The sequence below is a fragment of the Hyphomonas sp. genome (genome assembly GCF_965284475.1).
GTDB lineage: Bacteria > Pseudomonadota > Alphaproteobacteria > Caulobacterales > Hyphomonadaceae > Hyphomonas.
The window spans coordinates 919,988-942,834 of the sequence record NZ_OZ260087.1 but is presented as its reverse complement, the minus strand read 5'-3'; the positions used below and the strand labels follow the sequence as shown (position 1 = coordinate 942,834).

The following is a 22,847-nucleotide window of genomic DNA, read 5'->3' as shown; positions in this document are numbered from 1 at the left end:
AAACGTCAGTGCAGATACTATAAAAGGGTGGAGCCGAAATGCGAATCTCAAAATTCAAGACGGTGCTAGGACTGGCAAGTGTACTGTGCGTTCTTCATGCGGCGCAGGCGGACGAGTTCGTTGGCCCGCAGCAGGACATCGACTGGAATGATCAGGTTACCCAGGAAATGCTTTTGGAAAACGGGATCATCCCCGTCAATGACGCAGACGTTGCCGATATTCTGGCGCAGGAAGCTGTCGTCCAGTCGGAGCGCCTGAGTCGCAGCGGCGTGAAGGTCCTGAAATTCACAAAGCATATGCCGAATGTTCCCGGTGCCGCTGGCGGCGGCGGGACTGAGTATTGGCAATTGATGGAGGTAAAGAACCCTGACGGCTCGACGTCAAAGTTCGTGAGACAGATGTCGCCAGAGGAGGTACGGGAACTTGAAGTAGGCGCAGCCGGAATGAGCCGTGATGCCATTGCCGATGAAATGGACGTTATGGCCGAAGGGTTCGTCTTGACCGGTGCCGCATTGCGAGATGGCATACGTTCTGCTGGCTTTGGCGAGCTGCTGGGCGATGAAAACCGGATTGTAGATGCCATCGCCGACGGCCAAGGAAAAAGTCTATGCCATCATTACTTCGGGAACATGGAAAATGTGGCCTCAGATCCGGACAGCAATGATAAGTCGAGTGCTGCCGGAAATATGAAGATGAAGGGTATGATCGGCCCTGACGGAAGGATTTACCCCATGTTCTATGTTATGGGGCCGGCCTGCATGCTTGCAGCGACAGCCGAGGAACTGGACAGAGTTCCGAATCCTATCACACCAGAACGCTACGCACAGGCACAGGCCGCAACCCGGGAAGCCATAAACAAGGTCGCGAAACTGGTCGGCGACGAAGTGGTCGATGGTCACAGGACCAAGCACATCGTCGTCGATGAGATCAGCATGAAGGAAACGCTAGACGATGGTTCGGAGGTGACCATCAACGAGATGTCGATCTGGCTCGACCCTGAATATTACGTTCGGCGCAAGTTCCGAATGGAAGGCGTTATCAAGCGCGGTGGGAAAACCGAGCCCTTCTTCATGGAGCGTGAGAACCAGGATTACCGCCGCGTCGGGGTGACCTATCTCTACGAACCCTACCGGGAAGTGATGAAGGTTGGCGGTATCATGTCTGACAAAGACAGGCGCGAGCTTGCCAAGGCCCGGAAGGAGCTGCAATCCGCGAAACAACAGCTCGCCCAGATGCCCGCCTCGCAACGCGCCATGATGGAAAGCATGTTCGCCTCCCAGATGGCCCAGCTGGAAAGTTTGGTGAATGATGGCGCTGCGACGGTAGAGGTCGTCACGACGGACATCGAGATCAATCCCGGCTTTGCCGATACGATGATCACCACGCTCGGTGGTTCGGCTCACAGCGCCACACTAATCCGTCTGATCCAGACCGACCTGGCGAAACTGGGATTCGAGCCCGGGCCGGCCACCGGCAAAATCAACGCCGAAACGTCCAGGGCGATCTCGCTATACCAGGCCAGCCGCAACATGCCCGTGAACGGTGCGCCCTCGCCGGAACTCGCAACCGCGCTCGCAGCCGAGGTGGGCGCTCTCTGAAACAAGTCTGCGCTGATCGATTTCGGTCAGGGCAGGCCCTCGCCCCGTGCGCCCGCCCCCTGATCAATGCCTGAACGCCTTAGCCTACCACCACATTCTCATCCCCAAACCAGAGCGGCGAGTTTGCAAGGTCGATGAACGTCTTCTCGTCTTCCAGCAATTCGCGGCCCGCTGCGGCGGCGGCTTCGCTCGTGTTCGCCGCCATGGCTTCTTCGCTTTCGAACCACAGCTCGGCCACGCCGTCATAGGCGTCGGGGCCGCCGCGTGAGCCCTGCATCGCCCCGTTCAGGGCCTCGTGCCCGGTATGCACCTGCACATAGCGCAATATGCCCAGCGTCTCTGCGTGCCTGGCCACCAGTGGAGCGTGCGTCTCGCGCCAGTATGTCTGGAATTCCTCCCGGCTGAGATGGGGCAGGCGGCGAAGGCAGAAGCTGAGCTTGATCATGGCCGGAGCCTATTCAGGCAGGCCGGCTGTGTCGACCGGAATCCATCCGCCTGCCGCAACGACAGGTCTGGCAGGCGGGCGCCGGCTGCCCCACAAAGCCTCCGGAATATGAAACAGTAAATTGTTGGAGGGTTACCGGTGGAATTCAAGGACGTGGTCATGGGTCGCCGCAGCATACGCGGCTACCAGAAGAAACCCGTGCCAGAGGCGCTGATCCGTGAAGTGCTGGAAATGGCCATCCGTGCGCCGACTTCGCTGAATACCCAGCCCTGGAATTTCTACGTCGTGACCGGTGAGGTGCTTGACCGCATCCGGAAGGGCAATGTCGAACGCAACCTTGCCGGCGTGCCCGACAGCCGGGAGTTCCGCATGGGCCCCGGCTATGAAGGCGTCCACCGCGAGCGCCAGATCGGCATTGCGATCCAGCTTTTTGAGGCGATGGGGATCGAGCGCCACGACAAGGAAAAGCGCACGGACTGGGTGCTGCGCGGCTTCCGCCAGTTCGACGCGCCGGTCTCGATCGTGGTCACCTATGACAAGTCGATCCAGGGCAGTGACATTGCGCCATTCGATTGCGGCGGTGTCGTCAATTGCCTCGTCAACGCGGCCTGGTCGAAGGGACTCGGCTGCGTCATCAACAGCCAGGGCATCATGCAAAGCCCCGTCGTGCGTGAACATGCCGGCATCCCCGATGATCAGGTGATCCAGACCTGCGTTGCCATGGGCTGGCCCGATGACAGCTTCCCTGCCAATGCCGTCGTCTCGACCCGCAAGTCGGTCGACGAGGCGGCCACCTTTGTCGGCTTCGACGACTGATCGGGTTTTCGTCCTGAATGTGCGCGGGTGACCAGCCGGTTCAGTGATGGTAAGCTGGTGCAAACACGGGAGCCTCTCATGCCGAAGACACTGGAACTCAACCGCCGTCACCTGATGATGGGCGCCGGGCTGGCCGCGACTGCGTTCGCCGCCTCGGGCGCGCAGGCATACGCCGAAGCGAATTCAACCACACCGGACCTGTCCGGAAAGTCGGTCCTCATCACCGGGTGTTCGTCAGGCTTTGGCCGTCTCGGCGCGGAGCATTATGCACGGCTTGGGGCAAAAGTGTTTGCAACCATGCGCAATCTTCCGCGTCCGGAGGCGGATGAATTGACGGCTCTCGCGGCAAGCGATGGTCTCGACATCACCGTGATCGAGATTGACGTCACCTCGGACGCGCAGGTTGAGGCCGGTGTTGCCGAAGCGCTGGCGGAGGCGGGCGGGTCGATCGATGTCCTGGTCAACAATGCCGGCATCGCCTTTGCCGGCCCGATCGAAGTCCAGGACATGGACGCCACGCAGCTGATCTTCGACACCAATGTCTTCGGCCCGCAACGAATGATCCGTGCATTGCTGCCCGCCATGCGCGCCGCTGGCAGCGGACAGGTCTTCAATGTCACATCCCAGTTGGGCCGCGTCATCGTTCCGGGCTATGCGCATTACTCCCCGACCAAGTTCGCGCTCGAGGCGCTCAGCGAGCAACTTGCCTATGAGACGGTGACGCAGGGCATTGAGGTGACGATCATCCAGCCCGGCGGCTACCCGACCGAGATATGGGAAAACCAGGTCGCCCTGTCGGCCACGCTAAAGGCGCGGCTTCCGGATGAATTGCTGGCAGCGTATCCACAGATGACGGCGGCCATGGGCGCCGATAATGGCGGTGGTGGCGGCAGCACCGATCCGATGGACATTCCGCGCAATATTGCCGAGATCATCGCGATGCCTGCGGGCACGCGCCCCCTGCGCCGTGCGGTGCACCCGGTGTCGCGCCCTCAGGAACCCATCAACGAGGTTTCGGCCCGCCAGCAACTGGCCATGCTCGGCAACTCGCCTTACGGCCCGATGATCAAGGCCGTGCTCGACTAGCACGCCGCCCCGTCAGCCGACGCGCCGGCCTTCTGCATCGATCAGGAGCGCCCCGTCTTCCTTGTGCAAGGGGCCTGGCGGCAACCTGTCCAGCAGGTCAAGCACCGCCTCGCTGGGGCGGCACAGGCGGACCCCCTTGGGTGAACAGACAATCGGCCGGTTGACCAGCACGGGTGCCTCCAGCATCGCATTGAGGATCGTATCGTCATCGACGCCCGGCGCGAGCAGGCCAAGCTCGGCGGCCGGTGACTTGGTTTCGCGCAAGGCCGTACGCGGCGTCAGCCCGGCAGCGGCGAACAGGCCCAGCAGTTGCGGACGGGTCCAGCCGGCTTTCAGGTATTCGATGACGACCGGTTCTGCGCCGCTCGCCTTGATAATCGCCAGAACATTGCGCGATGTGCCGCAATCGGAGTTGTGATGGATCACGATCATGGACGGTCTGCCTCTTCAATATGTGATCTCGGGAATCCGGGAACGTGCCCCGGTCCGCTAGCAACAGCCAGGTGCTGCTGGGCGCGGCTCTGGCTGCGGCACCGGCGCTAACGCCCTCCCGCTCGGCGTTGAGGTGAGCCGACCGTCTGCGGCCTCTGGCCCGCCACCATACACAGCGCTGTCACCGGTCGTATGGAAGACTTCCCATGCCACGCCGGACGGGTCCTGCACCCAGCGCTTTTCCGATTTCGCGTAGCAGCAGTTTGTTGCGCCTTCTTCAAGCACGGATGCATCCGCGTCCCGCAGCCGCTCATAGACTTCGGCGAGTTCGTCGCCTGTTTCCACCTGTATGCCGAGGTGTTCCACACCGGCCGTCGCCCCGCGCTGACTGATCGCCAGATTGACGCGCGGATCGTCGAGCATCCATTTGGCATAGTCACCTTTCAGCACCGTCGGCTCGGCCGAGAACAGGGTTGAATAGAAGTCGATCGAACGGGTCAGGTCGTCGACGGCGATGTGAACATGCAGGCGTTTCATGGTTTATCCTCTGTTTTGAATGTCGCAGCAGGCCGAACCGGCCAATTCCAGCACCGGCGCCCGCACATCTGCCCGGCCTTCGCAGCAATCTTCCATGAGGAAGACAATCAGGCCACCGATCGAGCCGAAACTGGCAGTATAGATGATCGACCGGCCGTGCCGCTGCCCCGTGACCAGCCCGGACTGGGACAGGATGTTGAGCTGCGCCGACAGCGTATTCGGCGGCACGTTGAGCGCGGCAGCAATGTCACCGGCCGGCAGGCCGTCATGCCCGGCTTTCACGAGCAGGCGGAACACGGCCAGGCGGCTTTCCTGGGCGAGTGCGGAGAGTTGGGCGAGAGCGGTTCTGGTTTCCATATTTCCAATATTCTGGAAATAATGAAGTATGTCAACCGGAATCTGCGCCATGCCGCGGGGAACCTTATTGCGCCTGACCGCATCACCTGCTTGATGTCAGCCATGCAGACACTTCTTCCTCTGGCATCCGACATAGGGATGCGGCTCAAGGCCCGGCGGGAAACCGTTGCGGTCTCTGAATCCTCGTCCGGCGGCCTGATCTCCGCTGCGCTCCTGTCCGTGGCCGGGGCTTCAGCCTATTACCGCGGCGGCGGTGTGATCTACACGCCCCAGGCCTTTCGCGGCCTGATGGGGCTCGGCCGGGCTGACATGCCGGAGGGCATGCGCTCGTCCACCGAACCCTATGCGCGCATGATGGCCCGCACGATCCGAGGCAAGCTCGATGCCGACTGGGGCCTCTGCGAAACCGGCGCCTCCGGCCCGTCCGGCAATGGCTATGGCGATGCCGCGGGGCACACCTGTGTCGCCCTGTCAGGCGCGCAGATCGAGATCTCCCGCACGCTCGAAACCGGCCTGCCGGACCGCGAGGCCAATATGCGCCTCTTCGCGCTGGAAGCGCTGACCCTGCTGCATGAGGCCCTGCTCTGAGCGCACCCCCAACAAAGGACTGCCACGGATGAATAATGAAGATCAGGTCGAATACTGGAACGGACCGGCCGGACAGAAATGGGTGGACCAGTCGGACCGGCTGGATGCCATGCTCGCACCCTTCGCCGATACGGTCATTGCCCATGCAGGCCTGCAACCGGATGAGTTTGTCATGGATATCGGCTGCGGCGCCGGGGCGCTCACCCTGTGTGCGGCGGTCGAAGCCGGTCCGCAGCAGGGCGCGCTTGGCGTCGATGTGTCTGCGCCCCTGATCTCACTCGCCCGCGAGCGTGCTTTAGCGGCCGGTGCGCCTGCCCGGTTCGAACTCGCCGACGCCAGCACATATATGGCCAGCCCGGCTGCCGATTGCGTTATTTCGCGCTTCGGCGTCATGTTCTTCGACGATCCGGCGGCTGCCTTCGCCAATATCCGCCAGTCGGTCCGGCAGGGCGGCAGGCTGGCATTCGTCTGCTGGCAGGCGCTCACCGTCAATGACTGGGCCCTGGCGCCGCTGCAGGCCGCCATGCCCTTCCTCAAGGAAGCACCTGCGCCAGCAGACCCGACCGCGCCCGGCCCGTTTGCTTTTCAGGATAAGGACCGGGTCGCCCGCATCCTGTCAGACGCAGGCTGGGACGATGTCATGATTGATCCGGTGGAGACGGCCATCGTGCTGCCGGGCGATGATGCCATGTCGACGGCCGGTTTCATGATGCAGCTCGGCCCGCTCTCGCGCCTGCTGGAAACGCAAGGCATCGATGAGGCGCAAGTCCGCGACGCGCTCATCCAGCGGCTGCAGCAGCACAAGGCGGCAGACGGCCGCGTCACCATGAAATCCGCCTGCTGGCGCGTGACCGCCGATAACGCCTGATCTGTATGCGGCGCAAGGGAAGACACGCGATCCGCAAAAGCCAGCGTGCGGGTTACTCCGAGGCAGTCGTTCGCCACGAAATCGCAGGTCACCGTTCTCGGTGATGTCCGGCCGGTCTCGGCGCGGCTGGCGGCGGCTCTGGTCCCCAGGCTCCGTGTCCCCGGCGCACGCCGGGGCCTCTCTCAATCCTGTCCGGGCTTGCCCCCACTCCAGACCCTGGCCAGCGCCGGAACCAAGGCTGCGTTTGAACAGGGCCGAGTCCGGAAACCTGACCGCAAACCCGATCCCGAAAACCTAAAAAACCATCACCTCCAAGCGCCTTCACAGGCGCCGCACGCGCAGCGTCAGTCGTAATCCACTTTCTCCAGGAACAATCCGTCCGGCGGTGAGACCGGGCCGCAGGCCGTGCGGTCGGCGGCGGCGAGGATGTCCAGCAGCCAGGCCGCATCGCGCTTGCCGCGCCCCACTTCCACCAGTGACCCCACCATCGAGCGCACCTGCCTGTGCAGGAAGCTCTGCGCCGACAGTGTGCATTCGATCCGGTCGCCATAGCGTGCGATGTCAAACCTATCGAGCGTCTTGACCGGGCTGCGCGCCTGGCATTCCACATCGCGAAACGTTGTGAAGTCATGCGTGCCGAGCAGGCCCTGCGCGGCATCGTGCATTTTCCGAGCATCGAGCTTCGGTGAAATGCGCCAGGCGAGGCCGCGCTCCACCGTCAGGTCCGCGCGGCGGTTGATGATGACAAAGCGATAGTGGCGCGCCTTCGCGCTGAACCGGGCATGGAAATCCTCGCCCACCTTCTCCGCCTTCAGCACGGCAATCGGGTGGGGCCTCAGGTGCGCGTTCAATGCGTCGGCCACCTTGCCCGGCCGGTCGACCGCAAAGTCGCAATGCGCCACCTGGCCCATCGCATGGACGCCGCTGTCCGTGCGCCCGGCGCCATAGATCTCCACGGGGCCTCCATCCAGCGCCGCAGCGGCCTCTTCCAGCGCGCCCTGCACGGTCGGTTTGCCGGGCAGCCGCATCCAGCCCTGATAGGCCCCGCCATGATATTCGATGAGGAGTTTGTAGCGGGCCAATGCTTCAGGCCCCGAACGCGGCGGGATAGGTCAGCGACCCTGCTTCGGGCGCCGCCGCGTCCAGCCGCATCGCCATGAAGGCCGGCCCGGACCATTCGCACGTGAAGGGTGCCGCGGCCTCGGCGGAGTATCCGAAGCGCGGGTAATAGGAGGGATGGCCCAGCACGAAGAACAGGTTCTCTCCGCGCCCCTCCAGCGCCAGCATTCCCATGCGGATCAGGCCGCCGCCAATTCCCCTTTGCTGAACGCTGGGGTGCACAGACATGGGCCCGAGCCCGACAGCGAGCGGTTCACCATCGACCTGTATGCGGAAGAACTGCGCGTGACCGACAATGCGCACCTCATCGTTCGCCACCAGCGAGAGAAGGCTATCGCCTGACTTTGCCAGCGCCGTCACGATCCGGCTTTCATCCCTGCCGCCAAAGGCAAGATCATTCAGGGCAAGGATCTGTTCCATGTCCTCGTCGCGCGCAGGGCGGGTCCAGTAATTCATGAGGTCAGCCGCGTGCCGGGCGCAATAGGTGTGCCATTGACAAAGACGCTTGAGCTCATCGGCCCCTTGCCGGGGCGCTGCAGCACCGTGATCCGCACCGCACCGCCATCCCCGCACGCCACCAGCAGCCGGTCGTCCAGCACGGTTCCGGGTGCGGCCCCGCCGCTTGCGCCACTGGCTTCGCTCATCAGCAGTTTCAGCCGCACCGGCGTCTCTTCGCCTTCGGGCGTCCAGTGGCAGAAGGCGCCGGGGAAGGGCGACAGGCCCCTTATCTGGCAATCGACTTCGCCAGCAGGTTTCGTCCAGTCGACCGGCTGGTCCTCTGCACTGATCTTGTGGGCATAGGTGACGCCCGCTTCAGGCTGGGCTTGCGGGGTGATGGATCCGTCCGCCCATCTTGCCAGCGCGACCGGTGCAAGCTCTGCGGCAAGTTCCGCCAGCCGGTCGTGCAATGTGCCTGCCGTCGTCGCAGGCGTGATCGGCGTGCGGGCCGACATCAGCACCGGCCCGGTATCGAGCCCTGCATCCATCAGCATCGCGTCCACGCCGGTCTCTTGGTCTCCCGCCATGATCGCGCGCTGGATCGGTGCCGCCCCCCGCCAGCGCGGCAGAATCGAGGCATGCATGTTGAGACAGCCAAGGCGCGGGGCATCGAGAATGGCCTGCGGCAGGATCAGCCCATAGGCCACCACCACGGCCGCATCGAGGCTCAGCGCCGCGAAGGCGTCCTGCTCTTCTGCCTTCTTTAGGGATTTCGGTGTGCGCACGTCAAGCCCGTGTGCTTCGGCCCAGGCATGCACCGGCGTCGGCGTCAGTTTCTTGCCGCGGCCGGAGGGGCGAGGTGGCTGCGAATAGACGCACGCAATCTCGTGACCCGCCGCCACCAGCGCGGCGAGCACGTGCACGGCAATCTGCGGGCTGCCCATGAAGGCGATGCGCAAGCGGTCTGTCATGAAAGGGGCTCTAGCCTGATGCTGGCGCGGAATAAAGGTAAAGGATCGCTCGCCAGCCTAAAGCAGGACGCGGCCGCCGATGCCGCCCACGCCATGATACCCCAGCCAGATTGCCAGTGCGCCTGCCAGCAGGATGGCGACAAGCCATCGCACCCAGGCCTTTAGGAACATCAGGCGGCGTCTTCGCGCAGGCTGCGCAGCCTGGCCTTTTTCACCTTGTCGACCGCACGCTGGCGTTTCAGGCGCGAGAGGTAATCGATGAACAGGGTGCCTTCCAGATGGTCCATCTCGTGCTGGATACAGACCGCATAGAGCTCCTCGGCCCATTCCTCGACCGTGTTGCCATTGTAATCCATGTAACGGATCCGGCAGCGTACGGGCCGTTCGACCTGGTCGAAAATGTCCGGCACTGACAGGCAGCCCTCTTCATAGGGCAGCGTTTCCTCAACCGTTTCGAGGATTTCCGGGTTCACGAAATAGCGCGGCTGGGGCTCCTCGTCCTCGCGGGCAAGGTCCATCACGATGACGCGCAGCGGCACGCCAACCTGTATTGCGGCCAGGCCAATGCCCGGCGCGTCATACATGGTTTCCAGCATGTCATCCATCAGCGCGCGGACCTCGTCGGTGACGCCGCCTTCAACAGGTTTCGACACCTCCTTGAGGCGTGGATCGGGTACGGTGAGGATCTCGCGAATGGCCATTCGTGTCAGATATGAAGGGAAGCGCTTTAGGTCAACTGTTACGGATCATTCTGCGGCAAGCGCCTTCTTCTTGCCATCGAAGTCCAGCTCGCCGCTCGGCTCCGGCGTATTGGCCCGGTTTTCGATCTGTTTCGGCTCCGGCAACGCCTTGTTCGGCGGGGCGATTTCCATGTCCTCGAATTTGCGCAATGTCGGCAAGACGCGCTTGTCGAACGATCCCAGGGCCGAATTGAAGTGGTCGACAGAGCCATTCAGGGTCTTCCCGAGCTTCTCGATATGGCCGAGCATGACGCCCATCCGGCCATACAATTCAGCGCCAAGTTCGGCCGCCGCCATGGCATTCTCGTTCTGGTGATGCTGGCGCCAGAGATGCGCCACCGTCCGGGCCAGTGCGATCAGCGTGGTCGGCGTCGTGACAATGACCTGACGGGACATGGCTTTTTCGATCAGGTCCGGTGAGTGTTCCAGCGCAGCGGCGAAGAAATTCTCCCCCGGTATGAACATGGCAATATAATCGAACCGGTTGCCGAGATTTGACTGGTAGTCCTTGGAGGCCAGCGTGTTGACGTGACGCTGTACGCTTGTCGCGTGTGACTTCAGGTGGGCGAGACGTTCGACCGGATCGTCAGTATTGGTGGCCGCCATGTAGGACGCCAGCGACACTTTGGAATCGATCACGATCTGACGGTCGCCCGGCAGGCGGATGATGGCGTCCGGGCGCTGGCGGCCGTCCTCGGTTTCATCGTGAACCTGCTCATTGAAGTCGCAATGCGCGGAGAGACCGGCCTGCTCCATCACGTTGCGAAGCGTCATCTCGCCCCAGCGCCCGCCACCTTTCGGCGCCGTCAGCGCGTTGACCAGCTTGCCGGTCTCGGCGGTGTTGCGATGCAGGCTTTCCCCGATAGCCTTCACCTGTTCCGACAGGAGTGACTTGTCCTCGGTGCGGACCTTTTCGAGATCATCGACGCGCTTCCTGAATGCGTCGAAATTCTCGCCAATCGGTTTCATCAATTCCTTGAGCTCGCCCTGCGCGCCTTCCCTGTGGCGCTTGAACGTCTCGTCTGCGCGTTCGAGAAACATGGCGTTGGCCCGCTGCAGCACGCCCTGTGCCAGTTGCGCAAACTTGCTTTCGTCCTCTTCGCTGCGGGCGCGCGCTTCGGCCAGCGCCAGTTCGGCCTGCCGGGCGACTTCCTGCTGCGTATGCAGGGCCTGCCGTGTGGTCTCGAGGTCTGATTCGGTACGTGCCAGGTCGCGGCGCACGAGGCCTGCGCTGCCGCGCAGCGCCCAGGCCAGTCCGCCAAGCCCGAGCACGCCCAGGAACAGAATGATGTGCACGGCGTCGAGACCGGCGCTTCCGATGGTAATGATAGGTGTCATTGCGATATCCTGCCACGATTCTCGTGGAACATATCTAGAACGAGGTCACCTGTCACGCGTGGAGAGCGGCACGCGTTTGTCTAGCCATTGGTCGGTGCGCCGGCCAGTTCGTTCAGGCTTTCAATCAGGTCTGCGGTGATTGCACCGGTGACGGGAAGCTTGTTGGCCTTCTCATAGTCGCGGATCGCCTTGGCTGTGCCGGCGCCGACGACGCCATCGGGTGTGCCGACATCATAGCCAAGCGCTGATAGCGCGACCTGAACGCCCTGAACCTGCAGCGGATTGCCCGTGTTCCAGGGCTGGGCCCCGAACCGGCCATTGCTGATGGCGTTGTCGCGTGAGGCTTCCCAGAATACCGCGCGGGCGCTGGCCTGTTCTGCAGCCTCTGCCGACACGCGGCCCGTCAGGTCAGCAATCTTGGCGGGCGCGCCCGGATCGCCATTCTTGCCGGCCACCTGGAACCAGAAGAGCGCTTCGGTCAGGTTCGGGCTGATGCCGAGGCCCTGCTCGTAGAGAACGCCGAGATTGTACTGGCTGTCCACGATGCCGAATTCGGCCGCCTTGCGGAACCATTCAACCGCGCCGGCATAGCTCTGGGGCCCGCCTTCACCCTCGGCCATGAACACGGCGAGGTCGTGCATCGCTTTCACATTGCCGCCATTGGCGGCCTTCTCGGTCCACTCGCGCGCCAGCGTCAGGTCCTTGGGCACGCCATTGCCTTTCTCGTGCAGCTTGGCGAGGCCGTACTGCGCAATGGGCAGGCCCTTGCCGGCAGATTTGCGCATCAGGGCGGCGCCGGCCGCGAAATCCCCAGCGGAAATGCGTTCCTGTGCCAGTTGGTACTGGGCAATATGGTTGCCGGAGGCTGCCGCGCTTTCAGCTGTCACAAAGGGCGAAATGGCCGGGAAACTGGCCACCGGGGCGGCAGCGATTTCGGCTGTCTCAGGTGCCGGCTGGGGCGCGCGCTCCGCAGGGGCAGAGACGGACATCACGGAAGGTGAGGCATCAAACAGGTCGGCTTCGGTCGCAGTGGTTTCCACCACACCCGGTGTTTCGTTCGCCGTTTCTGCCTCGGTCATGGTGGCGGCGGCGATGGCTTCTTCTGCAACGGAGACGACCTCTGCATCGCTCGCAGCAGCACCCGGGTCAACATAGGTGTCAACCGATGCGGCAACGACAGGCGCTTCCTGCTTGCCGCGGATATAGAGGTAGCCGCCCACGGCCGCGCCGGTGATCACCACCGCAGAGGCCGCCGCATAAAGCGGCAGTTTGCTCGAACTGGATTTCGCCCGCACGCCATTGAAGTTCGGCTTGTCGGTGCTGCGACGATTGCGCTGGTGCGGTTGCTGGCCAGATGTGCCTGCCGCGACGATGGCCGCGCGGCGCGCCCGGGCAATATAGTCGCTAGTGTCTCCTTCGCGAATCTCGATCGGCTCCTCGAAGGGATTAGGGAAACTGTCGGGCTCATCAAAGGTTTCGGCGGCGGCGTCCTCTTTCGGCGTGATCAGCTCAAGAAAATCCTCGTCGTCGAAATCATCGGTATCGAATACGTCTGATGCGCGGGATTCCGAATGGCTGTCATGGACCCCGTCAATCCCGTCAAGTTCCGCCAGCGGATCGAAATAGGTTTCAGGGCCCAGTTCCGCCTGCGACACCGGCAGGTCTGGGGTTTCTTCGGTCTGCCTCGTGTGCTCCGTCGCAAAATTCTCAAACCGCTTGCTCAGCATGTCCTCAAAATCGGATTCGTACGGTGTCTCCTGGCTTTCGACTGCAGCGTCCCAGCCCGCGATGCCCGCCTCAAAGAAAACGTCGTCGCTGACGGGGTCTTCCGGCATGTCGGCAAAGATTGAATCGTCCTCTTCGCTCTCGGCATCCGCAATGGCTTCCGGGGACGATGCGACAGGACTGTCGCCGAAAATGTCGTCTTCTTCGTCAATCCCGGGAAGGCCGGGTTCGAACGCCTCGTCATCCATCTCCGGCGAGACGTCCGGCGATTCAGCGGCAAAGTCAGGTGCATCAGGCAGCGCGTCGGCACCTGCAGGGTCTGCATAAGGCGGCGCGTTGAACTCTTCCAGGCTCTCCAGCCGCGTTGCCAGCGACGCGATGGCCCGCTGTACCGGTGACAGGGAAGCCGTCGACTGGGCCTGCATGAGCTCCAGGCGTTCCGACACGTTTGACAGGGCATCCGACAAGCGGACATCCGTGCGCTTGCGGCTCTCTTCCATCTGCGTTGCCATGGTCTTGATGGCGTCGTCCTGGCGCTTCTGCAGCCGGGAGGCTGCGGATGCGACCTGTTCGCCGATCTGTTCGATCGCCTCGGCGCTACGCGTTTCGCTGTCGGTCACGCGCTGGTCAATCTGCTCGGCCAGTGAGTCGATGCGCGCGCCCACGGTTTCGCCAAGGCGTTCAACTTCCTCGCGGATCGCTTCACCGGCGGCGGCATCGTCGCGGGCTTCCACATCGCTGATGCGCTGGTCGAAACTCGAGGACATCCGGCTGATCTGGCTGGACACGGTTTCCATGGAGCGGGTTTGGCGTTCGTCGGTCGTCTCAAGGCGTTTCTGGACCTCAGAAACGTCTGCCGCGAGGCTTGTGAAGACCTCATTGTCCTGGATACTGGCTGCACGGGAAATCTCGTCGGCCAGTTCAAGCCGGGTCTGGTCCACGGTATCGCGCAGGGTTTTGGTCAGGTCTTCGAAACGGGCCTCGAATTCCGTCCGCAGTTTCGTGGCAAGTTCCGGATCGACAGACCCGGCCAGCGCCTCGACGCGGTTGTCGAGATGGTTGAAGGTGGCCTCGAGGCTTTGCAGCGCAGCATCCGTGGTCGTCTCGGCGCGGTTGAGGCGTTCCTGGATGCGCAGTAATGTGCTTTCCATGGAATCCAGCGCGCTTGAGACGTCTGATTCCACAGAGGTCAGCCGCTGCTCGCTCTCATCGACCTTGGCGAAGCGTGCCTTCACATCGCTTTCCAGCGAGTTGATCCGAGTCGACATTTCGCGCGCAGTGCCCTCGGAGCGCTTTTCGGCCTGCTCAACCGCGCGCTCAACGCGGGCGGCAGCCTCTGACAGTTTCGACTCGACGCGTGTCTCGACACCCTCGACCCGGTCGGTCAGGTCGGAGAAGCCGGATTCTACCCGGCCCTTGATGGCCTGGGCTTCGTTCTGGGCAAGTTCGCCCTCTTCATTGACATGGTTCGCCAGCTTGCCGAGCGCCTGCTCGAGCGATCTGAGCGCTTCAAGGTTCTGTCTGGCCGTATCGTCCTGTTCAAGCCGGCGAACCTTTGACTGGAGCGCTTCATACGTGTCGCGGATCTCGTCCATCAGGCTTTCGACATGGCCGACCACCGCATTGCTGTTGCCTTCGGCCTTTTCCAGCTTTGCCACCAGGCCGAGGACGGTATGGTCCATGCCGGTGATGGCGAGCGTCGAGCGGGCTTCGGCCGCCTCGATCCGCCGGGTCAGACGGTCCAGCGTGCTGGAGGCGGCTTCCGGCCGGGGGCGGGGCGTGCGGAACAGCGACGAGATTTCGTTATGCTGTTCTTCTTCATCAGCCATCAGCAGGCGGTTGAGGTATTCACCCAGCGTGAGACCTTCCGCGCTCGCGGCTTCGCGCGCCGCATCGCGTGCGCGCTGGTCAATGCCTTTGACACTCCAGGGCCCTGTCTGGTTCATCCCGGACTCTCCTCACGCGGCCCGCGAAGTTAACGCAGCGGGCGGATTCGTTCACATATTCCTACGGTGATGACAGGTCGGGTCTTAAAGCGAAGTTAAAGGTAAATATTTTCACGCAATCTGGTAACGGATATGCCTGTTGCATTTACCATAGGGAACGTTTCCGTGTACGTTCGCGTAAAGTTGACGTTGACGTTCGCGGAAGCCATGGTCTAAACTCTACGCATGCATCACAAGACATCTCACATTTCCGCCGCCGATAGCCGCACCTTCACGATTTCCGAGCTTGCCCGGGAATATGGTGTCACCCCGCGTGCCCTTCGTTTCTATGAAGACAAGGACATGCTGCATCCGGCGCGCGATGGCATGACCCGGGTCTATTCGAACCGGGATCGTGCTCGCCTCACGATTATTGTGCGCCTGAAGCGTCTCGGACTGCCTTTGGCGGATATTCGTGAAATCCTTGATCTTTACGTGCTGGACGATGGCGAACGGGCTCAGAAATACATGATGCTCGACAAGTTCCGCAAGCAGGTCAAAGAGCTGGAAGTCCAGCGCGAAGACATCGACACGGCGCTGACCGAACTTCGCAAGGGCATCGTGTGGCTTGAGGAATTGATCCAGAAGGTCGGTCCCAACGAAGAGGGCAAGCGACAGGTTGCGGCCTATGAAGCGGTTGCCCGCCGCCAGCTCGACGAAGTCTGATTCCCCTTATTTTCTTGAGTTCTGGCAACTGGAACGACCTTTCTAGAACATGTGTCTAGAATGGCGTCAGTTGCCGTTTTTGTTTACAAGGAAGCTCTCTCAATGCCCCGTTACGACGCCCCGGTCCGCGACATGCAGTTCATTCTGCATGAAGTCCTGCAATTGCAGAACCACTCAAACCTGCCCGGCTTTGAGGAAGCCACGCCCGACCTGATCGACGCGATCCTGGAAGAGGGTGGCAAGTTCGCCAAGGAAGTCCTGTTCCCGCTCAACCATGTTGGTGATGTCCAGGGCTGCAAGCGCAATGATGATGCCAGCGTCAAGACGCCCGACGGGTTCCCGGAAGCTTACCGCGCGCTGGTCGACAATGGCTGGCCGCTTCTGTCGAAAGACCCGGAAATGGGCGGGCAGGGGTTGCCGCATGTCGTGAACCTCGCCTGGGGCGAGATGATTTCATCCGCCAACATGGCCTTCGGCATGTATCCCGGCCTGACATCGGGCGCCTATGAGGCGCTGATGGCAGGCGGCTCAGATGCGCAGCGCAAGATGTATGGCCCGAAAATGGCCAGTGCCGAATGGGCCGGCACGATGAACCTGACCGAGCCGCAGTGCGGAACGGATCTCGGCCTGATCAAGACCAAGGCCGTGCCCCAGGCCGATGGCAGCTACAGGATTACCGGCCAGAAGATCTGGATTTCGGGCGGTGAGCAGGACCTGACCGAAAACATCATTCACCTTGTGCTTGCCCGGATCGAGGGCGCGCCGGAAGGCATCAAGGGCATCTCGCTCTTCGTGGTGCCCAAATATATCGTCAAGGATGACGGCTCGCTTGGCGAGCGCAATGCCTGTTCCTGCGGCGGCCTTGAAGAAAAGATGGGCATCCATGGCAACGCGACCTGCGTCATGAACTATGACGGCGCGACCGGCTGGCTCGTCGGCGAGGAACACAAGGGCATGCGCACCATGTTCGTCATGATGAACGAAGCCCGCCTCGGTGTCGGCCTGCAGGGTCTCGCTCAGGCAGAGGTCGCCTACCAGAATGCTGTCGATTTCGCGAAGGATCGCGTTCAGGGACGTTCGCTGAACGGCGCGAAGGCGCCGGAAAAGGTCGCCGACCCGATCATCGTGCATCCCGATGTGCGCCGCATGCTGCTCGACCAGAAAGCCTTTATCGAAGGCGCTCGCGCATTCGCCTACTGGACGGCGTTCCAGGGCGACCTGCAGCACAAGTCTCAGGATGAGAAGCTCCGGGAACGGGCCGCAGATTACATGGCCCTTCTGACACCGGTCGTGAAAGCCTACCTGACCCACAAGGGTTCGGAGAGCGCGAATCTCGGGCTCCAGGTCCATGGTGGCTCTGGCTTCACCCGTGAATGGGGCCTTGAGCAATACGTCCGCGATATCCGCATCACGATGATCTATGAAGGCACCAACGGCATTCAGGCGCTCGATCTTGTCGGACGCAAGCTGGCCAGCAATGGCGGCCGGGCCGTATTCAGCTTCTTCGCCGAACTGGATGATTTCATCGCCATGGCCGGTGATGATGCCGAACTCAAGCCGTTCATTGACGGCCTCACGACGGTGAAGGGCCAGCTGCAGGAAGGCACCAACTGGCTGATGCAGAACGGCATGTCGGACTTCAACAATGCCGGTGCTTCCAGCCACGATTACCTGCACCTGTTCGGTCTCACGGCTCTCGCCTTCATGTGGGCCCGCATGGCGAAGGTGGCGATCGAGAGGAAGGCGGAAGGTGATCCCTTCTATGCAGAAAAGCTGATGACGGGCCAGTACTTCCTGGATCGCATGCTGCCGGATGCCGCCGCCCATCTCGCGAAAGTGAAAACGGGGGCAAATTCCATGATGGCCCTGCCGGCTGAGGCATTCTGATCCATGGCGAACAGGTTTGCAGGCCTGAAGCCTGCGAACCTGACGCTGCGTGACGGCTGTGCAAAGGGGCCTGCATATCCTACATGTTTACGTGAACGTAAGCGGAAGTTTCCGCTAGGTAATACAGGAAAGACCTACCCATGCTTGAGAGCCCGCTTAACGTGCCGAAATCCAACTGGCGCAATGACGAGGAAATGGACATTTTCTCCGACGCCGTGGGCCAGTTCTTCGAAAAGGAATGTGCGCCGCACGTCCCGGCCTGGCGCAAGGCGGGCGTTGTGCCGCGTGACATCTGGACCAAGGCGGGTGAAATGGGCCTGCTCTGTGCCTCTGTACCGGAAGAATATGGCGGGGCAGGGGGCGACTTCCGCCACGAAGCGGTGATCATCGAGCAGCAGCAGTGGAAGGGCGTCGACGGCTTCGGCATCACGCTGCACAATGCCATCATCGCGCCCTACATCACGGCCTTCGGCACACAAGAGCAGAAGCGCCGCTGGCTGCCGCGCATGGCGTCGGGCGAACTTGTCACCGCGATTGCCATGACCGAGCCCGGCGCAGGCTCCGACCTTCAGAACATCAAGACAACCGCCATCAAGGATGGCAATGGCTATGTCATCAACGGCTCGAAGACCTTCATCTCGAACGGCCAGACCGCGAACCTCATCCTCGTCTGCGCAAAGACCGATCCGTCGCAGGGTGCCAAGGGCATCTCAATCCTGTGCGTGGAAACAGAGGAGGTCGAAGGTTTCGAGCGCGGCCGCAATCTGGAAAAGGTCGGCCAGCACGCGGCCGATACGTCCGAGCTGTTTTTCAATGATGTGAAAGTGCCGGCCACCGCCCTCCTCGGCGAGGAAGAAGGCAAGGGCTTTATCCAGCTGATGCAGAAACTGCCGCAGGAGCGCCACGTCATCGGCCTTCAGGGCATCGGCATGATCGAGCGCGCGATCCACGAGACGGTTGCATACGTCAAGGGCCGCAAGGCGTTCGGCAAGTCGATCTTCGATTTCCAGAACACGCAGTTCAAGCTCGCCGAAGCGAAGACAGAGGCGACTGTCGCAAAAGTGTTTGCAGATCACTGTACGGAATTGCTGCTGAAGGGCGAACTTGATGCCGCCACGGCCTCCATGTCGAAATACTGGATTTCCGATCTCCAGTGCAAGATCATCGACGAATGCCTCCAGCTGCATGGCGGCTTCGGCTATATGGACGAATATCCCATCGCTCAGATGTATGCCGACGCCCGCGTTCAGCGCATCTATGGCGGCGCTAACGAAGTGATGAAAATGCTGATCGCGAGGACACTCTAGCCACATATGCCTGACAGCAAGCGCATCACCGAAGTCTTTCCCCAGCCGAGCCCGTCCTCGACATCGCTCGGCTTCAAGCTCGTCTCGCTCGACCTGAAAAAATGGGAGACACGGGTGCGCTTTGAGGGGCGGCCGGAATTCTGCAATCCGGCAGGCGTGATCCAGGGCGGCTATCTCGTGGCCATGATGGATGATACGATTGGCATGCTTACGGGCATGAAGGCAGGCAAACGCGCGCTGCCCTCCACGGTGGACCTGCACACGCATTTCCTGCGCCCCGTGCGTGTCGGCGTCGTGGAAGTGGTTGCCCGCCTGCGTAATATCGGCCGCGCGATGGTCTTCGCCGAGGCCGAACTCTACGATTCCCGCGGCAAGGAAGCAGCCCGCTGCGCCGCGAGCCTGACGCTTAACCCGGTGAATTCACCGGCACCTTGATCAAACAGTTTTAAAGGAGCTCCTCCCATGAATGAAGCCTATGTCTATGACGCCGTCCGCACACCGCGTGGCAAGGGGAAGTCGTCCGGCTCCCTGCACGAAATCACCGCGCTCAGCCTTGGCACGCAGGTGTTGCAGGCGATCCGTGACCGGAATGAAATCGATACCGCCATGGTTGACGATGTTGTCTTCGGCTGCGTCTCGCCAGTCGGCGAGCAAGGCGGCGATATTGCCCGTATCGCGGTGCTGAACGCTGACTATGCCGACACGACGGCTGGCGTGCAGGTCGACCGCTTCTGTGCCTCGGGCCTTGAAGCCTGCAACATGGCGGCCTCGAAAGTCATGACCGGCGAAGCCGATATGGCGATTGGCGGCGGCGTTGAAAGCATGAGCCGCGTGCCGATGGGCGCCGCTGGCGGGGCCTGGTCAACCGACCCGCAGATCGCGATCAAATCATACTTCTCGCCGCAGGGCGTGGGTGCCGACACGATTGCCACCAAATGGGGCTTCTCGCGCGACGACGTCGATGCGTTCGCGGTCGAAAGCCAGAAACGCGCCGCCCGCGCATGGAAGGAAGGCCGGTTCGCCAAATCCATCGTTCCCGTGAAGGACCAGATGGGCGGCATCCGCCTCGACCATGACGAGCATATGCGCCCCGAAGCCGACATGCAGTCGCTCGCCGCGCTGCAGCCCTCCTTTATCGGCATGGGCGCAATGGGGTTTGATGAAGTCATCAAGCAGCGCTATCCCGAACTGGAAGCGATCAACCATGTCCACCATGCCGGCAACTCGTCGGGCATCGTGGACGGTGCCTCGGCCGTACTGTTCGGGTCGAAGGAAATGGGCGAGCGCTTTGGCCTGAAGCCACGCGCCCGCATTCGCGCCATGGCCTCTATCGGTTCCGAGCCCGGCATCATGCTGACCGGCCCGACGGACGTGTCGAAGAAAGTGCTGAAGAAAGCCGGCATGAACCCGGAAGACATCGATCTCTATGAACTGAACGAAGCCTTCGCTTCGGTCGTTCTCCTGATGATGCACAATCTCAACATCCCGCACGACAAGATGAACGTAAACGGCGGCGCCATCGCCATGGGCCACCCGCTGGGCGCAACCGGCGGCATGCTGATGGGCACCATGATCGACGAACTGGAGCGGTCCGGCAAGGAAACGGCGCTGATCACGCTCTGCGTCGGCGCCGGCATGGGCACCGCGACCATCATCGAACGCGTTTAATCCTTACCCGAATTACTGGAAGACTGATATGAAACTCGACACATTCTCATTCGATATCGACTCGGACGGCATTGCCCATGCCGTGTTCGACGTACCCGGCCGCAGCATGAACACGCTGACCGGAAAGGCCGTTGCCGACATTATCGCCTTCACGCAGGAAGTCGCGAACAATGACGCAATCAAAGGCCTGGTCATTTCCTCGGGCAAGGCCAGCGGCTTTTGCGCCGGGGCTGACCTCGGTGAAATGGGCGACCGGGCCGGCAGTGGCAGAGCCGCTGAACCCAGGAGCGAGGCCGAGATCAAGAAGGCCCAGTTCGATGCGGGCTTCTCGCTCAACAAGACGCTCCGCCAGCTTGAAACCTGCGGCAAGCCTGTCGCTGTCGCTCTCAATGGCCTTGCCCTTGGCGGCGGCCTTGAAGTGGCGCTGGCTGGTCATTACCGGGTAGCGGCCAATGACAATCCGAAACTGCAATTCGGCTTGCCGGAAGCCAAGATCGGCCTCCTGCCGGGCGCCGGTGGCACGCAGCGCCTGCCACGCCTCGTCGGTGTGCAGACGGCCCTGCCGCTGATCCTTCAGGGTGAAAGCTTCAATGCCGAAAAGGCGCTTGCAATGGGCGTCGTCAATGAACTTGCCCCATCCTCGGAAACGGTTGCCAAAGCCAAGGCCTGGGTGAAGGCGAATCCGAAGGCCAAGGCGCCATGGGACGAAAAAGGCTTCAAGGTTCCGGGCGGCGTGCCGCACAAGAGCCCCGGCGCTGGCCAGGTCGCAACGATGGCAAACGCCATGCTGCACGCCAAGACCTATGGCAATTATCCGGCCCAGCTGAACATCCTCTCCTGCGTCTATGAAGGCATCATGGTGCCGATCGATGCCGGCTTGCGCATCGAGACGCGCTATTTCATCAACACACAGCAGCGACCAGAAGCGAAAGCCATGATCCGCTCGCTCTTCCTGTCGACTCAGGCCCTGTCCAAGGGCGCCAACCGTCCGGCGGGTTATCCGAAATACGAACTGAACAAGGTTGCCGTCATCGGCGCCGGATTGATGGGCGCAGGCATTGCCTACGAACAGGCGCGTGCCGGCATCGAAACCATTCTCGTCGATGTCTCGGTCGAGAATGCGGAGAAGGGGAAGGACTATTCCCGCAAGCTGGTCGAGAAAAACGTCTCGCGCGGCAAGATGACCAAGGAAAAGGGCGAGGCCCTCCTTGCCCTGATCAAGCCGACAGCCAACTATGACGACTTCAAAGGCGCTGACCTTGTCGTCGAGGCCGTGTTCGAGAACCCCGAACTGAAGGCGCAGATCACCAAACAGGCCGAGGCCCAGCTGTCCGATACGGCCGTCATGGGCTCCAATACGTCCACGCTGCCGATTACCGGTCTTGCCGAAGCCTCGGTTCGTCCGGCCAATTTCATCGGGATCCACTTCTTCTCGCCGGTTGAGCGGATGGGCCTCGTCGAGATCATCAGCGGCAAGGAAACCAGCGAGGAAACGCTCGCCAAGGCAATCGATTACGTGCTGGCCATTCGCAAGACGCCGATCGTGGTCAATGACAGCCGTGGTTTCTACACTTCGCGCTGTTTCGGCACCTACACGCAGGAAGGCCTCGAAATGCTTGGCGAGGGCATCAAGCCCGCCATTATCGAGAATGTCGGCCGCCAGTCCGGCATGCCGATGGGACCGCTGGAAGTGTCTGACTCTGTCGGCCTGGATACCGCCCTCAAGGTCGGCCGCCAGATGGCGCAGGCCACCGGCATCGACTATGGCAATGATCCGCGCGGCCAGATGATGGCCTGGCTGGTCGAAGACCAGGGCCGGGTCGGCCGCAAGGCGGGCAAGGGCTTCTATGACTATGACGATAAGGGCAAGCCGGCGCGCCTCTGGCCGGAACTGAATACCCAGATCGAGGTCAAGGTGGACGAGTGCCCGCCAGCCATGAAGAAGGAACTGATCAACCGTTTCCTCGTGCGTCAGGCCATTGAAGTGGCTCGCTGCTTTGAGGAAGGCGTCATCACCGATGCACGCGACGCCGACATCGGCTCGATCCTCGCCTGGGGCTTTGCGCCGTACACGGGCGGATGCGCGAGCTATGTCGACCTGATCTGGGGCATCAAGCCCTTTGTCGAGGAGGCAGACCGCCTTGCCGACGCCTATGGCGAACGCTTCCGTCCGGGCAAGCTCCTGCGCGACATGGCCGCCAAGGGCGAAGGCTTCTACGACCGCTTCCCGCCCGCCGAGGTGAAAGCCAAGGCCGCGGCCTGATCGGCACCAAAGA

Annotated in this window: 22 protein-coding genes; 11 read left to right on the top strand and 11 right to left on the bottom strand. The window is 61.9% G+C overall.

The genetic code is table 11. The features are described 5' to 3' along the window. Positions 1-65: 65 nt before the first annotated feature. Positions 66-296 carry a hypothetical protein gene (locus ACQ66M_RS04375; protein ID WP_430402145.1) on the bottom strand — a complete coding sequence of 77 codons (231 nt, stop codon included), beginning with the start codon at positions 294-296 and terminating at the stop codon, positions 66-68. Between the two features lie 147 nt (positions 297-443). Here ACQ66M_RS04375 and ACQ66M_RS04370 point away from each other — a divergent pair, with 147 nt between their 5' ends. Beyond that, the gene (locus ACQ66M_RS04370; RefSeq protein WP_430402143.1) at positions 444-1,598 is read left to right on the top strand and encodes a peptidoglycan-binding domain-containing protein; all 1,155 of its coding nucleotides are present in this window, start codon (positions 444-446) and stop codon (positions 1,596-1,598) included. 79 nt (positions 1,599-1,677) lie between these two features. Here ACQ66M_RS04370 and ACQ66M_RS04365 read toward each other — a convergent pair whose 3' ends face one another. After that, positions 1,678-2,043 (bottom strand): EthD domain-containing protein, encoded by a 366-nt coding sequence (locus ACQ66M_RS04365; protein WP_430402141.1) that lies wholly within the window; start codon positions 2,041-2,043, stop codon positions 1,678-1,680. Between the two features lie 138 nt (positions 2,044-2,181). Between ACQ66M_RS04365 and ACQ66M_RS04360 the strand changes: the two genes are divergently transcribed. Both ACQ66M_RS04360 and ACQ66M_RS04355 read left to right on the top strand, forming a co-directional pair. Then, entirely contained in the window at positions 2,182-2,859 is a 678-nt protein-coding gene (locus tag ACQ66M_RS04360) for a nitroreductase (protein WP_430402139.1), read from the top strand. A gap of 78 nt (positions 2,860-2,937) precedes the next feature. Then, entirely contained in the window at positions 2,938-3,945 is a 1,008-nt protein-coding gene (locus ACQ66M_RS04355; protein ID WP_430402137.1) for an SDR family oxidoreductase, read from the top strand. A gap of 12 nt (positions 3,946-3,957) precedes the next feature. Here the strand turns inward: ACQ66M_RS04355 and ACQ66M_RS04350 are convergent, their stop codons facing one another. The 3 genes from ACQ66M_RS04350 to ACQ66M_RS04340 are packed head-to-tail and all read right to left on the bottom strand — an operon-like array spanning position 3,958 to position 5,271. Next, positions 3,958-4,377, bottom strand: a complete 420-nt coding sequence (locus ACQ66M_RS04350; protein ID WP_430402135.1) for an arsenate reductase family protein — start codon at positions 4,375-4,377, stop codon at positions 3,958-3,960. Between the two features lie 57 nt (positions 4,378-4,434). Continuing rightward, positions 4,435-4,914, bottom strand: a complete 480-nt coding sequence (locus tag ACQ66M_RS04345) for an ArsI/CadI family heavy metal resistance metalloenzyme (RefSeq protein ID WP_430402133.1) — start codon at positions 4,912-4,914, stop codon at positions 4,435-4,437. 3 nt (positions 4,915-4,917) lie between these two features. After that, complete coding sequence (locus ACQ66M_RS04340; RefSeq protein WP_430402131.1) at positions 4,918-5,271, bottom strand: ArsR/SmtB family transcription factor; 354 nt, start codon at positions 5,269-5,271, stop codon at positions 4,918-4,920. A gap of 102 nt (positions 5,272-5,373) precedes the next feature. Here ACQ66M_RS04340 and ACQ66M_RS04335 point away from each other — a divergent pair, with 102 nt between their 5' ends. Then, positions 5,374-5,859, top strand: a complete 486-nt coding sequence (locus tag ACQ66M_RS04335) for a CinA family protein (protein WP_430402129.1) — start codon at positions 5,374-5,376, stop codon at positions 5,857-5,859. 28 nt (positions 5,860-5,887) lie between these two features. Then, positions 5,888-6,727: a class I SAM-dependent methyltransferase gene (locus ACQ66M_RS04330; RefSeq protein WP_430402127.1), complete on the top strand. Its 840-nt coding sequence runs from the start codon at positions 5,888-5,890 to the stop codon at positions 6,725-6,727. A gap of 344 nt (positions 6,728-7,071) precedes the next feature. On the opposite strand, the gene truA is transcribed toward ACQ66M_RS04330, so the two are convergent. The 6 genes from truA to ACQ66M_RS04300 all read right to left on the bottom strand — a co-directional run bounded on the left by truA (position 7,072) and on the right by ACQ66M_RS04300 (position 15,004). After that, a complete protein-coding gene (gene truA, locus ACQ66M_RS04325; RefSeq protein WP_430402125.1) occupies positions 7,072-7,809 on the bottom strand; it encodes a tRNA pseudouridine(38-40) synthase TruA in 738 nt (245 codons plus the stop codon). Positions 7,810-7,813: 4 nt separating this feature from the next. After that, a complete protein-coding gene (locus ACQ66M_RS04320) occupies positions 7,814-8,302 on the bottom strand; it encodes a GNAT family N-acetyltransferase (protein WP_430402123.1) in 489 nt (162 codons plus the stop codon). Next, a complete protein-coding gene (gene fmt, locus ACQ66M_RS04315; protein WP_430405118.1) occupies positions 8,299-9,243 on the bottom strand; it encodes a methionyl-tRNA formyltransferase in 945 nt (314 codons plus the stop codon). Before fmt ends, ACQ66M_RS04320 begins: the two co-directional genes overlap by 4 nt. A gap of 182 nt (positions 9,244-9,425) precedes the next feature. Beyond that, positions 9,426-9,956, bottom strand: coding sequence for a peptide deformylase (gene def / locus ACQ66M_RS04310; protein WP_350174312.1), 531 nt, complete (start codon positions 9,954-9,956; stop codon positions 9,426-9,428). A 45-nt stretch (positions 9,957-10,001) separates the two neighbouring features. After that, complete coding sequence (locus ACQ66M_RS04305) at positions 10,002-11,333, bottom strand: DNA recombination protein RmuC (RefSeq protein WP_430402121.1); 1,332 nt, start codon at positions 11,331-11,333, stop codon at positions 10,002-10,004. Between the two features lie 80 nt (positions 11,334-11,413). Continuing rightward, entirely contained in the window at positions 11,414-15,004 is a 3,591-nt protein-coding gene (locus ACQ66M_RS04300) for a peptidoglycan-binding protein (protein ID WP_430402119.1), read from the bottom strand. 225 nt (positions 15,005-15,229) lie between these two features. On the opposite strand from ACQ66M_RS04300, the gene ACQ66M_RS04295 reads away from it, so the two are divergent. The 6 genes from ACQ66M_RS04295 (at position 15,230) to ACQ66M_RS04270 (ending at position 22,834) form a co-directional block, all read left to right on the top strand. Further along, positions 15,230-15,709, top strand: coding sequence for a MerR family transcriptional regulator (locus ACQ66M_RS04295; RefSeq protein ID WP_350174306.1), 480 nt, complete (start codon positions 15,230-15,232; stop codon positions 15,707-15,709). Between the two features lie 102 nt (positions 15,710-15,811). Beyond that, the gene (locus ACQ66M_RS04290; protein WP_350174304.1) at positions 15,812-17,596 is read left to right on the top strand and encodes an acyl-CoA dehydrogenase C-terminal domain-containing protein; all 1,785 of its coding nucleotides are present in this window, start codon (positions 15,812-15,814) and stop codon (positions 17,594-17,596) included. Between the two features lie 140 nt (positions 17,597-17,736). Continuing rightward, positions 17,737-18,903, top strand: a complete 1,167-nt coding sequence (locus tag ACQ66M_RS04285) for an acyl-CoA dehydrogenase family protein (protein ID WP_350174302.1) — start codon at positions 17,737-17,739, stop codon at positions 18,901-18,903. 6 nt (positions 18,904-18,909) lie between these two features. Then, a complete protein-coding gene (locus ACQ66M_RS04280) occupies positions 18,910-19,338 on the top strand; it encodes a PaaI family thioesterase (RefSeq protein WP_430402117.1) in 429 nt (142 codons plus the stop codon). A 27-nt stretch (positions 19,339-19,365) separates the two neighbouring features. After that, positions 19,366-20,571: an acetyl-CoA C-acetyltransferase gene (locus ACQ66M_RS04275; protein WP_430402115.1), complete on the top strand. Its 1,206-nt coding sequence runs from the start codon at positions 19,366-19,368 to the stop codon at positions 20,569-20,571. A gap of 28 nt (positions 20,572-20,599) precedes the next feature. Then, the gene (locus ACQ66M_RS04270) at positions 20,600-22,834 is read left to right on the top strand and encodes a 3-hydroxyacyl-CoA dehydrogenase NAD-binding domain-containing protein (protein ID WP_430402113.1); all 2,235 of its coding nucleotides are present in this window, start codon (positions 20,600-20,602) and stop codon (positions 22,832-22,834) included. Positions 22,835-22,847 lie beyond the last annotated feature (13 nt).

What these genes read in the sequence shown, in the direction of transcription:
- ACQ66M_RS04335 (WP_430402129.1), top strand. Translation starts at nt 5,374, where the DNA reads ATGCAGACACTTCTTCCTCTGGCATCCGACATAGGGATGCGGCTCAAG.
- ACQ66M_RS04350 (WP_430402135.1), bottom strand. Translation starts at nt 4,377, where the DNA reads ATGATCGTGATCCATCACAACTCCGATTGCGGCACATCGCGCAATGTT.
- ACQ66M_RS04370 (WP_430402143.1), top strand. Translation starts at nt 444, where the DNA reads ATGAGCCGTGATGCCATTGCCGATGAAATGGACGTTATGGCCGAAGGG.
- ACQ66M_RS04285 (WP_350174302.1), top strand. Translation starts at nt 17,737, where the DNA reads ATGCTTGAGAGCCCGCTTAACGTGCCGAAATCCAACTGGCGCAATGAC.
- ACQ66M_RS04305 (WP_430402121.1), bottom strand. Translation starts at nt 11,333, where the DNA reads ATGACACCTATCATTACCATCGGAAGCGCCGGTCTCGACGCCGTGCAC.
- ACQ66M_RS04330 (WP_430402127.1), top strand. Translation starts at nt 5,888, where the DNA reads ATGAATAATGAAGATCAGGTCGAATACTGGAACGGACCGGCCGGACAG.
- ACQ66M_RS04365 (WP_430402141.1), bottom strand. Translation starts at nt 2,043, where the DNA reads ATGATCAAGCTCAGCTTCTGCCTTCGCCGCCTGCCCCATCTCAGCCGG.
- ACQ66M_RS04300 (WP_430402119.1), bottom strand. Translation starts at nt 15,004, where the DNA reads ATGAACCAGACAGGGCCCTGGAGTGTCAAAGGCATTGACCAGCGCGCA.
- ACQ66M_RS04375 (WP_430402145.1), bottom strand. Translation starts at nt 296, where the DNA reads ATGCTTTGTGAATTTCAGGACCTTCACGCCGCTGCGACTCAGGCGCTC.
- ACQ66M_RS04295 (WP_350174306.1), top strand. Translation starts at nt 15,230, where the DNA reads ATGCATCACAAGACATCTCACATTTCCGCCGCCGATAGCCGCACCTTC.
- ACQ66M_RS04275 (WP_430402115.1), top strand. Translation starts at nt 19,366, where the DNA reads ATGAATGAAGCCTATGTCTATGACGCCGTCCGCACACCGCGTGGCAAG.
- ACQ66M_RS04345 (WP_430402133.1), bottom strand. Translation starts at nt 4,914, where the DNA reads ATGAAACGCCTGCATGTTCACATCGCCGTCGACGACCTGACCCGTTCG.
- ACQ66M_RS04355 (WP_430402137.1), top strand. Translation starts at nt 2,938, where the DNA reads ATGCCGAAGACACTGGAACTCAACCGCCGTCACCTGATGATGGGCGCC.
- ACQ66M_RS04280 (WP_430402117.1), top strand. Translation starts at nt 18,910, where the DNA reads ATGCCTGACAGCAAGCGCATCACCGAAGTCTTTCCCCAGCCGAGCCCG.
- ACQ66M_RS04290 (WP_350174304.1), top strand. Translation starts at nt 15,812, where the DNA reads ATGCCCCGTTACGACGCCCCGGTCCGCGACATGCAGTTCATTCTGCAT.
- def (WP_350174312.1), bottom strand. Translation starts at nt 9,956, where the DNA reads ATGGCCATTCGCGAGATCCTCACCGTACCCGATCCACGCCTCAAGGAG.
- ACQ66M_RS04340 (WP_430402131.1), bottom strand. Translation starts at nt 5,271, where the DNA reads ATGGAAACCAGAACCGCTCTCGCCCAACTCTCCGCACTCGCCCAGGAA.
- ACQ66M_RS04270 (WP_430402113.1), top strand. Translation starts at nt 20,600, where the DNA reads ATGAAACTCGACACATTCTCATTCGATATCGACTCGGACGGCATTGCC.
- ACQ66M_RS04320 (WP_430402123.1), bottom strand. Translation starts at nt 8,302, where the DNA reads ATGAATTACTGGACCCGCCCTGCGCGCGACGAGGACATGGAACAGATC.